The following is a 12,049-nucleotide window of genomic DNA, read 5'->3' on the forward strand; positions in this document are numbered from 1 at the left end:
TATTTGTTCACATATTTGTGTTGTTAAAATATCGAAATAAAACAGCCGTTTTTTCATTTTAACTAGAATAAAAATAAATCTAAATTCCTTATCAAAAACTATGACTAATACTGCTGAAACTGTTTGGACAAATTGCCTTTCGTTTATCGAGGACAATATAACCCAACAAGCGTATAAAACATGGTTCGAACCTATCAAAGCAGTAAAACTTACCGATAATGCATTGAACATTCAAGTGCCCAGTAAATTCTTTTATGAATGGCTAGAAGAGCATTATGTTAAATTATTAAAAGTCGCACTCACTAAAGAGTTAGGTGCTACTGCAAAACTGGTGTATGTTATCCGAATGGAAAACACCTACGGAAACAAACAACCTTTTACTGAACGCATCCCCAGTTCTAATCGAAGTAACAGCACGTCCTCACAAAATGTTAATGTTCCCTTAAAGAGCAAGAGTCCGGAGCTTAAAAACCCGTTTATAATACCTGGAATTCGTAACGTTAAGATCGAATCACAACTAAATCCTAACTACAATTTTGAAAACTACTTAGAAGGAGAATCAAATAGGCTAGCGCGCTCTGCAGGTATTGCAGTGGCAAATAAGCCGGGAGGAACTTCTTTTAACCCGTTACTTATCTTTGGAGGAGTAGGATTAGGAAAAACCCATTTAGCACACGCAATTGGTGTTGATGTAAAGGATAAATATCCTGAAAAAACAGTGCTTTATATATCTGCTGAAAAATTTGTTCAACAATATAGCGAAAGTGTAAAAAAGAATAATCGCAACGACTTTATTCATTTCTATCAAGTGATCGATGTTTTGATAGTGGACGACATCCAATTACTTTCTGGTAAAGCAGGTACTCAAGATGTATTTTTTCACATCTTCAATCATTTACACCAAAATGGAAAGCAGGTAATTTTAACCAGCGATAAAGCACCCGTAGATATGATCGACATTGAGCAGCGCTTACTCTCCCGTTTCAAATGGGGACTTTCGGCAGAGCTCAATCATCCGGATTACGAAACGCGTGTTGCTATCATTAAAAACAAACTATATCGTGATGGTGTTGAAATGCCAGATGATATTGTGGAATTTTTAGCGAACAACATAAAAACTAACATTCGTGAATTAGAAGGCGCTATCATATCCTTGATTGCACACTCTTCTTTCAACAAAAAGGAAATAACAATCGATCTTGCTAAAAAGATTGTAGACAATTATGTGAAACACACTAAACGTGAAGTTTCTATAGACTACATTCAAAAAGTAGTGAGTGATTATTTCCAAATGGATGTGGAAACACTGCAGTCTAAAACCAGAAAACGTCATATCGTACAAGCGAGACAATTAGCAATGTTCTTTGCAAAAAAGTTCACAAAAGCATCATTAGCGTCAATTGGATCTCAAATAGGACAACGTGACCATGCAACCGTATTGCACGCCTGTAAAACGGTAGACAACCTCTCAAGCACAGATAAGCAGTTTAGAAAGTATGTAGAAGACCTTCAAAAAAAGTTGACGATTTAGAAAAATCTCAATAATAACAACCAAAACCACAAGTTTTTTATTCATATTATACAACCAAAAAAGTCTCGTTTAAAACGAGACTTTTTTGGTTATATAACTTTGCGCTATGTACTTTAAATATGGATTCCTCCCTTGAGCGTTATTATGAGTATGTCACTTAATTAAGATATAAATTGTTTATCACTCAAATCGAATGGCGCGCACTGGAGAAATCTTTGAAATGATATAACTAGGAATCAATAAAATAATAAAACATAACACGAAGGTCCCTGCGTTTAGTGCTAAAACATACGACCAGTGCAAATACACGGGAGCTTGATCCACATAATAAGTATCTGGATTTAAAGGAAACAAGTTAAATTGTTGTTGCAAAATGAGCAACCCTATTCCAATAAGGTTTCCCCAAAACAACCCAACGCCTACTAAATACATTGCATTGTAGATAAAAATCTTTCTGACACTCCAATCATTACTCCCCAATGCTTTTAAAACACCAATCATTTTAGTCCGCTCCAGAATAAGGACTAACAAAGCCGTTATCATATTAAATCCAGCAACCACGATCATCATTACTATAATGAGCCCAATATTAAAATCAAATAAATCCAACCATTCAAAAATAGAATAAAATTTACCTCGTATGGTCTGCGTATCCAAGGTGCTGCCAACGTTATTATAAATCGTATTATTAATTGCATCAATATTATCAAAGTCATCTACAAATAACTCAAAAGCTCCAATTTCGCTGGGCTCCCATTTGTTGAGTCGCTGTATGTGTCTGAGATCTGCAATTATAAACTGTGCATCAAATTGCTGAAAGCCACTATTATAAATTCCAGAAATTGTAAAGGCACGAGTACGCGGTGCCTTTTGACTTTGTTCCTCAAAAAAATAGGCCAAGACTTTATCTCCTAAAGCCAATTGCAACCTGTTAGCAAAATACTCAGACAACAAAATCTCGTTACTCATTGCCTTGGTTTGGTAGTCGGGCAATTTTCCTTCTACTAAAAAATCTTCGAAATACTGCCAATTATAATCCGAACCAACTCCTTTGACGATAACCCCTTCAAAATCTGTTTCGGTTCTTATCACAGCAGTTTTTGTCGCTGTCTTTTGAATGTGAATTACATTTTCTGAAAGCTTAAAATCTGGATAAAAGTCCTGTTCAGTAGAAATAGGAATCTGTGAATCATCTGAGAAATTAGTGTCAAAATTAGTAATAATGATATCACCATTAAAAGCCGAAACCTTTTCTCGCACTTTTTTTTGAAGTCCAACTCCAGTAGCAATAGCGATTAACATCATAATCATGCCCAATGCAATTGCAACAATAGCAATTTTTATAATTGGTGCTGAAATGCTACTTTTATACTCCTTAGAAGCAACAACGCGACGGGCGATAAAAAATTCGAAATTCACAGTTAAACTATGGGATTATCTTTTTTCAAAAATACAGTTTTCATCCCGATAGTCATCGGGATGGTTTTGATTTGTTTTTCCTGCGGAAATACATTTGGCGAAACCAATTCAAAATATAACGATGGATTGGATAATTTTATTGACAATGGCAAAGTCAATCAAAAAGACTCCATCAAAGAACCAAAAATTGGAAGGCTCATTACTTCAAAAAACACCGGTATAAAAACAGCTGCGAACCTATGGCAAAAATACATGCCATTGCTAAAAGACAAGAAAGTTGGAATTGTTGCAAATCAAACTTCGGTTGTTAATGACACCCTAACAGCTCCAAATGAAACACGCGTTGTAGATTTTCATTTAGTAGATTTTATTTATGAATTCGACAATCAAGTAGTCAAAGTATTCGCCCCTGAACACGGTTTTCGTGGTACTGCAGATGCTGGCGAGGCGGTAAAAGATGGTATCGATTCAAAAACAAGAATTCCAATTATTTCGCTCTACGGAAAAAACAAAAAACCAAGTCCAGAACAATTAGCAGGTATCGAAGTGATGGTCTTTGATATTCAAGATGTGGGCGCACGATTCTACACTTATATCTCTACCCTTCATTATGTAATGGAAGCCTGTGCCGAAGCGAATATCCCAGTGATAGTGCTTGACCGGCCTAATCCAAATGGCCATTATACAGACGGACCCATTTTAGAAAAGCAACATAAAAGCTTTGTAGGAATGCACCCTGTTCCTGTAGTTCACGGTATGACTATTGGCGAATATGCTCAAATGATAAACGGCGAAGGCTGGCTAGAAAATAACTCAAAATGTGATTTGACTATTATTAAAATGGAGAACTACACCCACAAAACTTCCTATTCGTTGCCTATAAAACCATCCCCCAATCTACCAAACGACATCGCTATTAATTTATATCCAAGCCTTTGCTTTTTTGAAGGCAGCATTGTTAGTGCTGGACGTGGAACTGATAATCAGTTTCAAATATTTGGTGCGCCCAGTTTACCTAAAGAATTTTATAAATACAGCTTTACTCCGCAAGCAAACGTAGGTGCAAAATATCCCAAATTCAAAGAAAAATTATGTCACGGAAAAGATCTTAGGAATACCAAACAGTTAGACATATTAAATCTAAAATGGCTTATTGAGGCATACGTTGCCAACGGAAAGAAAACAGCATTCTTTAATAATTTCTTTACAAAACTAGCCGGGACCGAAAAACTACAAAAGCAAATCGAACAAGGATATACCTATCCAGAAATTCGAAAAACGTGGCTGAAAGACTTAGAAAAGTATGATGTAATGCGAAAACAATATTTGTTGTACCCCTAGCATTATTAAGCTCACTTCTTCCCAAACTCAATTCGCTTTCTCATTTCCTCAACAATTGAAAACGCAGCTGGGCAAACCGCTACATTTTTTAAAGTAAGATTCGAAATTTGTTGAAACCTCTTTCTATTTGTATGGGGGAATTCGCTGCACGCTTTTGGTCTAACATCATAAATACTACAATAATTATCCGCACCTAAAAATGCGCAAGGCACTTCTTTTAATACATAATCGTTGTCCTCATCAACTTGCAAGTATTGCTCAATAAATACCTGTTCTTTAATTCTAAAATGTTTTGAAATACGCGAAATATCTTTATCGGTAAAGAGGGGTCCAGTTGTTTTACAGCAATTGGCACATTCCAAACAGTCTGTTTTTTTAAATTCGGCTTCGTGCAATGCCACCATCAGCGTATCCAAATGCTTAGGTGTTTTTTTCTTCAGCTTCGTAAAGAACTTTTTATGTTCGGTATGTTTATCTTTGGCGCGTTTGGGAAGCGACTCTAAGCGTTTTTGCATACTACAAAAGTAATTAAAACAGGTGTTAAAATTTCGATTTCATAAATAACTATGCACAAATGAGCGACATCTTAGGCAAAGCACTGCAAGACTATCAAAACGGAAACTATACCGAAGACATCACTACCGAAACAAACATAAGTGAGGAAGATGCGCTACCACTTCCTTATTTGTTTAGAGATTTTGACACCATGCCAGCTTTAGAACAAACTGCCTTGAAATATTGTGAAGGCAGTGTTTTTGATGTTGGTTGCGGTGCTGGAAGTCAGGCATTGTACCTTCAGCAAAAAGGACATCAAGTTACTGCTATTGATATTTCAGAAGGCGCCATTACCGTTGCAAAACAGCGTGGTGTGAACAATGCTAGAAAAACTTCAGTACTGGATTTTAAAAACGAAACCTTTCACACCATTTTAATATTAATGAATGGTACGGGTATTTTCCAAAAAATGGAATTTGTTGCAATCTATCTTCAGCATTTAAAAACTTTATTGAAGAAAGACGGACAAATTTTAATAGACTCTAGCGACTTAAAATACATGTATGGCACTTTTGAAACCGAGGAAGGTGAAGGAATTATAGTGCCTCCTGAACGCTATTATGGCGAATTAGAATTCACTATGGCTTATAAAAATGAAAAAAGCGCACCATTTCCTTGGTTGTACTTAGACAAAGAACGCTTTGCATTGATGGCCCAAAATAATGGCTTTAAGTTTAAAATCTTGTATGAGGGCGAAAACTTCGACTATCTCGCGCAACTTACTATTTTGGAGAATATCCCTTTGCAGTAAGGCTGTTCATCGCTGCATTAAAAAGATCGCGACTCCAAAATTCGCTAATTTGAGACACATCGGTAGTTAATTCCAACTTTACGCCGTCTACTTTTTTATAGAGATCGCTTGTATAAAATTCACCCACAACGAGTCGTTGTTCTTTATTTAGGGAGTCAAGACCTAACCTCATTTGCAAGCCTGCTTCACTTGATTAGAAATCAAACATTTGCGAAATTTATTCTTCATTAAAATACTTTCGATACGCAGAGGCAAACATTCTTATAACTTGATTTACAGATTTAGATTTGTCCTTACCTAATGTATCCCATTCAGATTGAGGTACTTTGGCATTGGCAAATTGTTGCTTTAAAACGTTAATCATGTCATCGTACACCGTGTTATATTATTTTACCGTTCCGTTTACCGTTAAATAAGTAATGACTTCCTGTTAAAATTTATTTTGTACAGTAGCTGAAAAACAAATAACACATAAAAGCGTTAAAAATACAAAGCGTAGTTTCATTAGTATAATCTATTTTGAAATGGTGAAAATTGAAAAACCAAAAACGATGTGTTAAATTGAATAAAAAATGTTAATGGGGATTTCAAAATGCGATTAAAAAGTTATGTTTGCTAAAACACAAATTTAATTCCACGATGAGTTTTCTTAAAAAAATTACCTATTTGTTTATTTTACTAGTGATAATTATCGCTTGTAAAAGCGACGATGATAATGTAACCGAAGATCCAAAAGCAGAAAATCGAAAAGCACTAGGAACATCTGCAGAGGACTTATTGTCTTCAGAAACCTTTAAAAGTTTGACGGTAGAATTGGTATATTCTCAAGGCTTTAGACCAAGTCAAGAAACCTTAGATAGTTTTCAAGAGTTTATATTAAATAGAGTAAATAAAACAGATGGCGTTAAGTTTGTTGAAAATATAGTGCCTGAACAACCCGGAGCTCCTTTTACAATTGAAGAAATTAGAGACATTGAAGAAAATATCCGCACAGAGTATACCGTTGGGGATGACATAGCAGTATACGTTTTCTTTTCTAACGGAAACAATATAAACGACACAAGCACCACGGTAACATTGGGTACTGCTTATCAAAACACATCATTAGTAGTATACCAAAGAACACTGCAACAAATTACTGAAAATGAGCCTGAAAATTTACCACTGTTAGAAGTTACCACGCTAAATCACGAGTTTGGACATTTGTTTGGATTGGTAAACATTCAAAATGATGATATTCATCCAGGCGATACCCACGAAGATCCATTGCGAGCAAAACATTGCGTTGTTGAAGAATGCTTGATGTATTTTGAGGCCTTAAACATAACCCGAATTATGGAGCGATTAAGAAGTCGTCGTGGTCAGGTAGCACAACTAGACCCTCTTTGTATCGAAGATTTACAGGCTAAAGGTGGTAAGTAGGACTTTTAAGTTTTAAAACCATCCGAACAAACACTTTGTTACATTTTTAAGAATGAAACTTGGCATTTAATTCTTCCACAATGAGCTCTATCTTTTTGTTTTTAGCCACTTTATCTAAAATAATTGCTGGAGCTTGTCTAACCTTACAGTCTTTAATAAAACAGCGCTCACAAGTTACCCCTACATTTTTATTTGCGATTTTGAGGTCTCCTAAAAAATTCAATTTTCGCTGTAATTGCCTATTAATCAACAAACCAACACTAATACTTCGATAATGATGCTCCTTAAAAGGATCTCTAGTTGCAGAGGAAAACACTAAGTATTTAGTGCCCTCATCTTCATAATTCGAAATTTGCAAATCAAATTCATGTTTCTTTTTGCCTCTACTAATACTTTTTAAAACCTCTAAAGACACCCAACGTCTGCAATAATGTTCATTAGTTTCGTTAGCATGTGGCGAATGGTGATGCGACAAATGCAATTCTTTTTTAAGGTGAAATTTATCACTTCCGGCTTTGTGTGTAAATCTTAAGAAAAACAAGTTTTGAATATTAAATCCCTTAGGCAAAATATTAGTTAACCGTTGATAAAAAGATTCTGGCGAAGCATTAAAAGATGTTATAGCTTTTAAAAATAATGATGTATCAAAAGTCTGCTTTTCAAAAATTTCATTTAGTTGCGCTTTAATTTTAGCGTGAGGTATAATTAAAGCACCTGCAAAATAAGAAGCATAAAAGTTATTTAAAACTTGGTCAAACGTGTCAAACTTTATCCAAGGAAAAGTATACAAGCGTTCTTTTATATCAAGAAAATTATAGGCCAATTCTTTTGCGTAGATAAAAGTACGTTGCGCTTCATCTATTTCATTTGTGAGTAATAAAGTTCTGGTATTTGGCACAAACACAGATCGTAAATTCCCTAAAGCTTCGTATTTACTTAATTCATTGTCTTTTAAAGTATACCCATACTCTTCAATCAATATTTCCTCTAATTCTTTGGAAGAAATTGTATGATTCAAATCTATTTGATATGCTTCGGCGAATTTTAAAACACTTTGTTCTAAATCTTCAAAATAATTTTTATTTGCTTCCTGAAAAGAACGGACAGAAGCTAGATAAAAACTCTCCCTACTAAAATTATAATTTTGTGCTATTTCAATAATTGTACTAATAAATGCATTTACTTTAGCAGGTGCGTTAGCAACAATATCAATTAAATTACTTTCTTTAATTCCAAAAAGTTCTAATGGAATCTCCTTTAATATTTTAGACCGCAACAATTCCCCAATTGGAGCCAAATTTTTGTCTAATTTTAAAGAAACCATTTGGTCATAAGACACTTCAAGTTTGTCTGATAGAATCGCAATTTTATCTGTTTTTGGATATTTTTTCCCATTTTCAATTTCATTTAAATATGACTTTGACAACCCTGAGAGTTTAGATAAGCCAAATAAAGATAAATTCTTTTCAGTCCTTATCTGTTTTAGCTTTAACCCAAATATTAGTTTAATATAATCCTCTTCCATAAAAGCAAATATAAGGTTTTTTGCGAATATAAATATTTAGCGAATATCATTATTTAGCGAACGTTCGTTTTTTTATATGAATTATTTATTTTAATATTGTTCTGTAGAATTTTAAAGAAAACTATTATGACTTTATTTATAAATCAACATGCATTAAGCTTCAGTAATGATGTAAATCACTATTACAACGACATTTTAACCGATGATGCGCTAGATTTCCTAACAGCGCTTCATGAAAAATTCAATCAATCTAGATTGGATTTATTGGATAGAAGAGTACAACAACAACGCCTTTTTGATAAAGGTAGGCACCCTAAGTTTCCGAAAGCTACCAAAGACATAAGACAACAGGATTGGACTGCTGGTAACATCCCTCATGATTTGCAAGACCGACGTGTAGAAATCACTGGGCCACCAGTTCGAAAAATGATAATCAATGCCTTAAATTCTGGTGCTAAAACATTTATGGCAGATTTAGAGGACAGTACTTCTCCAACTTGGGCGAATGTTATGGAAGGACAAATCAACCTTCGTGATGCCGTTAATCGAACCATTTCCTATCAGCACCCCTCGAAAGAATCCACATACCGTCTAAATGAGGAGATTGCAACTTTGTTGGTGCGTCCTAGGGGATGGCATTTAAATGAGAAGCATATCCTAATTAATAATGAGGAAACATCTGGCTCTTTGGTTGATTTTGGATTGTACTTCTTTAACAATGCAAAGCAACTGCTCATGAATGATACAGGGCCTTACTTTTATCTGCCAAAACTTGAGCACTATCTAGAAGCACGGCTCTGGAATGAGGTGTTTGTTTTTGCACAAGAGTATTTAGAATTGCCGCTAGGCACAATAAAAGCTACCGTCCTTGTTGAAACCATTACCGCAAGTCATCAATTAGATGAAATTATCTACGAACTCAAGGATCACATTGTTGGTTTAAATTGTGGACGTTGGGATTATATTTTCTCTTACCTCAAAAAATTTAGAAACCATCCTAATTTTATAGTTCCAAATCGTGATCAGGTAACTATGACCACTCCATTTATGGATGCATATTCCCAGCTTGTAATTCAAAGATGCCATAAAAGAGGAATTCTCGCAATTGGAGGAATGGCAGCGCAAGTCCCTATTAACAATAACGAAACAGCCAATTCTATTGCACTCGAAAAAGTACGAAAAGACAAAGAAAGAGAAGTTAAAAACGGTCACGATGGTACGTGGGTAGCGCATCCTGCTCTGGTTGAAGTAGCTATGAATGAATTTAATAAGCACATGCCAACACCAAATCAAATGCATATTACACGCGCTGAATTACAAATTAGCGAAGCAGATTTGATCGAACAACCAAAAGGGACTGTTACAGAAAAAGGAATTAGAAAAAATATAAATGTAGGGTTATTATATACTGAAGCTTGGTTGCGAGGACAAGGAGCAGTGGCGCTTTACAACTTAATGGAAGATGCCGCAACTGCTGAAATTTCCAGAACCCAACTATGGCATTGGTTAAAAAATGAAGTGAAACTCGAAGGTGGGAGAAAATTTAATATGGAATTATATATGGAATTATTTGATGATGAAGTAGAAAAAATCATCACCGAATATGGCGAAGTAAACATAAAGAAGGGCAAGTTTAAATTGGCTGTTGAACTTTTTAATAAACTAGTGATCTCAAAACAATTTGAAGAGTTTTTAACACTAGCCACCTATCAATACATCTAAAAAAAATGTCTCGCAACTACTGTAATAGTTAACGAGACGCAATTAAAAAAATTTGAGTAACCTTAATAATTAAAAACAAAATTATGAAAAATTTAGAACAAAGCGATTATTGTTCAGCATTAAAAACTGTAAGAGACCTTAAAGAAAAGTACGGAAAAACTTGGAATGCAATTCGTTCTGAAAGTGCCGCTAGAATGGTCGCACAAAATCGTTTTAAAACAGGTTTAGATATTGCTAAATATACTGCAGCCATTATGAGAAAAGATATGGCCGAGTACGATACAGATTCCTCTAAATACACTCAATCTCTAGGCTGCTGGCACGGTTTTGTTGCGCAGCAAAAAATGATTGCTGTTAAAAAGCATCATAAAACCACCAATAAAAAGTATTTATACCTTTCTGGGTGGATGGTTGCTGCATTACGCTCAGAATTTGGACCATTACCAGATCAATCTATGCACGAAAAAACTGCAGTTCCATCATTAATAAAAGAAATTTATGACTTCTTGCGCCAAGCAGATGCTATTGAGTTAAATGATTTATTTAACAGACTTGAAAACGGAGAAGATGTACAAGACCAAATTGATGATTTTGAAACCCACATCGTTCCAATTATTGCTGATATTGATGCTGGATTTGGCAACGAAGAGGCTACTTATCTATTAACAAAACAAATGATACAAGCTGGGGCTTGTGCTATTCAAATAGAAAATCAAGTTTCTGATGCGAAGCAATGTGGTCATCAAGATGGAAAAGTTACCGTTCCTCACGAAGACTTTATTGCTAAATTAAATGCCATTAGATACGCTTTTTTAGAACTGGGTATTAACGATGGGATTATTGTAGCTAGAACAGATTCTGAAGGAGCAGGATTAACCCAAAAATTACCAGTTAGTAAAATTCCTGGAGATTTAGCCTCTCAATATTTAGCCTTTGTAGAAGCAGAAGAGATAGGTATTAATGATGCCAAGGAAGATGACGTGCTTCTTAAAAGAGATGGAAAACTAGTGCGTCCTGTAAGATTAGCCAATGGATTATATAAATTTAAAGATGGCTCAAATATAGACAGAGTGGTATTAGATTGTATTACGAGTCTACAAAACGGAGCAGACCTTTTATGGATTGAAACACCTACACCCAATGTGAAGCAAATTGCGCATATGGTAAACAGAGTTAAAGACGTAATCCCTAATGCTAAATTAGTTTACAATAATTCGCCATCTTTTAATTGGACCTTAAACTTCCGCAATCAAGTATTTGAAGAAATGCTTCTAGAAGGTGAAAATATGACTGGTTATGACAGAAATAACTTAATGGATGCACAGTATGATGATTCAGAATTATGCTATCGGGCTGATGAGAAAATTAGGACCTTCCAAATAGATGGTGCAAGAGAAGCAGGGATTTTCCATCACTTAATTACCTTACCAACATATCACACTACAGCATTGAACATGAATGATTTAACAAAAGGTTATTTTGCAGAAGAAGGTATGTTAGCATACGTAAAAGGTGTTCAGAGACAAGAAATTCGAAAAGGCGTTTCTTGTGTAAAACATCAACGTATGGCAGGTTCAGATCTCGGTGATGACCATAAGACATTTTTTGCTGGAGACAAAGCTTTAAAGGCTGGAGGCAAAAACAACACAAGTAATCAGTTTGAAATTAAAAAAGAGGAACTTGAGAGAGAACTAGTTCTAGACAGGTAATTATTATTTTATGAATTGATAAAGGCAACGCATTTGCGCGTTGCCTTTTCAAATATCCTTATTTTAAACAACCT

General features: G+C 35.0%; 11 protein-coding genes. 6 read left to right on the forward strand and 5 right to left on the reverse strand.

The genetic code is table 11. The features are described 5' to 3' along the window. Positions 1-100 precede the first annotated feature (100 nt). The gene (gene dnaA, locus ABXT67_RS00005; protein WP_415375243.1) at positions 101-1,531 is read left to right on the forward strand and encodes a chromosomal replication initiator protein DnaA; all 1,431 of its coding nucleotides are present in this window, start codon (positions 101-103) and stop codon (positions 1,529-1,531) included. A 180-nt stretch (positions 1,532-1,711) separates the two neighbouring features. On the opposite strand, the gene ABXT67_RS00010 is transcribed toward dnaA, so the two are convergent. Then, entirely contained in the window at positions 1,712-2,950 is a 1,239-nt protein-coding gene (locus ABXT67_RS00010) for an ABC transporter permease (protein ID WP_415375244.1), read from the reverse strand. Positions 2,951-2,959: 9 nt separating this feature from the next. Here ABXT67_RS00010 and ABXT67_RS00015 point away from each other — a divergent pair, with 9 nt between their 5' ends. After that, a complete protein-coding gene (locus ABXT67_RS00015; RefSeq protein ID WP_415375245.1) occupies positions 2,960-4,291 on the forward strand; it encodes an exo-beta-N-acetylmuramidase NamZ domain-containing protein in 1,332 nt (443 codons plus the stop codon). 11 nt (positions 4,292-4,302) lie between these two features. Here the strand turns inward: ABXT67_RS00015 and ABXT67_RS00020 are convergent, their stop codons facing one another. Beyond that, complete coding sequence (locus ABXT67_RS00020) at positions 4,303-4,806, reverse strand: YkgJ family cysteine cluster protein (RefSeq protein WP_415375246.1); 504 nt, start codon at positions 4,804-4,806, stop codon at positions 4,303-4,305. A gap of 59 nt (positions 4,807-4,865) precedes the next feature. On the opposite strand from ABXT67_RS00020, the gene ABXT67_RS00025 reads away from it, so the two are divergent. Further along, complete coding sequence (locus ABXT67_RS00025; RefSeq protein ID WP_415375247.1) at positions 4,866-5,597, forward strand: class I SAM-dependent methyltransferase; 732 nt, start codon at positions 4,866-4,868, stop codon at positions 5,595-5,597. Here ABXT67_RS00025 and ABXT67_RS00030 read toward each other — a convergent pair. Next, on the reverse strand, positions 5,569-5,769 hold the full coding sequence (locus ABXT67_RS00030) for a hypothetical protein (protein WP_415375248.1): 201 nt from the start codon (positions 5,767-5,769) through the stop codon (positions 5,569-5,571). The two genes, ABXT67_RS00025 and ABXT67_RS00030, sit on opposite strands and share 29 nt — an antisense overlap. Positions 5,770-5,814: 45 nt before the next feature. Next, positions 5,815-5,961: a hypothetical protein gene (locus tag ABXT67_RS00035; RefSeq protein WP_415375249.1), complete on the reverse strand. Its 147-nt coding sequence runs from the start codon at positions 5,959-5,961 to the stop codon at positions 5,815-5,817. Positions 5,962-6,263: 302 nt separating this feature from the next. Here ABXT67_RS00035 and ABXT67_RS00040 point away from each other — a divergent pair, with 302 nt between their 5' ends. Then, the gene (locus ABXT67_RS00040; RefSeq protein ID WP_415375250.1) at positions 6,264-7,019 is read left to right on the forward strand and encodes a membrane metalloprotease; all 756 of its coding nucleotides are present in this window, start codon (positions 6,264-6,266) and stop codon (positions 7,017-7,019) included. A 46-nt stretch (positions 7,020-7,065) separates the two neighbouring features. On the opposite strand, the gene ABXT67_RS00045 is transcribed toward ABXT67_RS00040, so the two are convergent. Further along, positions 7,066-8,544, reverse strand: a complete 1,479-nt coding sequence (locus tag ABXT67_RS00045) for a helix-turn-helix domain-containing protein (protein ID WP_415375251.1) — start codon at positions 8,542-8,544, stop codon at positions 7,066-7,068. A 126-nt stretch (positions 8,545-8,670) separates the two neighbouring features. Between ABXT67_RS00045 and aceB the strand changes: the two genes are divergently transcribed. Both aceB and ABXT67_RS00055 read left to right on the forward strand, forming a co-directional pair. After that, a complete protein-coding gene (aceB, locus tag ABXT67_RS00050; RefSeq protein ID WP_415375252.1) occupies positions 8,671-10,266 on the forward strand; it encodes a malate synthase A in 1,596 nt (531 codons plus the stop codon). Between the two features lie 83 nt (positions 10,267-10,349). Continuing rightward, entirely contained in the window at positions 10,350-11,975 is a 1,626-nt protein-coding gene (locus ABXT67_RS00055; protein WP_415375253.1) for an isocitrate lyase, read from the forward strand. The last annotated feature ends 74 nt before the right edge of the window (positions 11,976-12,049 follow it).

The organism is Patiriisocius sp. Uisw_017, assembly GCF_047731265.1.
GTDB lineage: Bacteria > Bacteroidota > Bacteroidia > Flavobacteriales > Flavobacteriaceae > Patiriisocius.

Coding starts and splice junctions, on each gene's coding strand:
- dnaA (WP_415375243.1), top strand. CDS start 101: ATGACTAATACTGCTGAAACTGTTTGGACAAATTGCCTTTCGTTTATC.
- ABXT67_RS00015 (WP_415375245.1), top strand. CDS start 2,960: ATGGGATTATCTTTTTTCAAAAATACAGTTTTCATCCCGATAGTCATC.
- ABXT67_RS00020 (WP_415375246.1), bottom strand. CDS start 4,806: ATGCAAAAACGCTTAGAGTCGCTTCCCAAACGCGCCAAAGATAAACAT.
- ABXT67_RS00025 (WP_415375247.1), top strand. CDS start 4,866: ATGAGCGACATCTTAGGCAAAGCACTGCAAGACTATCAAAACGGAAAC.
- ABXT67_RS00030 (WP_415375248.1), bottom strand. CDS start 5,769: ATGAGGTTAGGTCTTGACTCCCTAAATAAAGAACAACGACTCGTTGTG.
- ABXT67_RS00035 (WP_415375249.1), bottom strand. CDS start 5,961: ATGATTAACGTTTTAAAGCAACAATTTGCCAATGCCAAAGTACCTCAA.
- ABXT67_RS00045 (WP_415375251.1), bottom strand. CDS start 8,544: ATGGAAGAGGATTATATTAAACTAATATTTGGGTTAAAGCTAAAACAG.
- aceB (WP_415375252.1), top strand. CDS start 8,671: ATGACTTTATTTATAAATCAACATGCATTAAGCTTCAGTAATGATGTA.
- ABXT67_RS00055 (WP_415375253.1), top strand. CDS start 10,350: ATGAAAAATTTAGAACAAAGCGATTATTGTTCAGCATTAAAAACTGTA.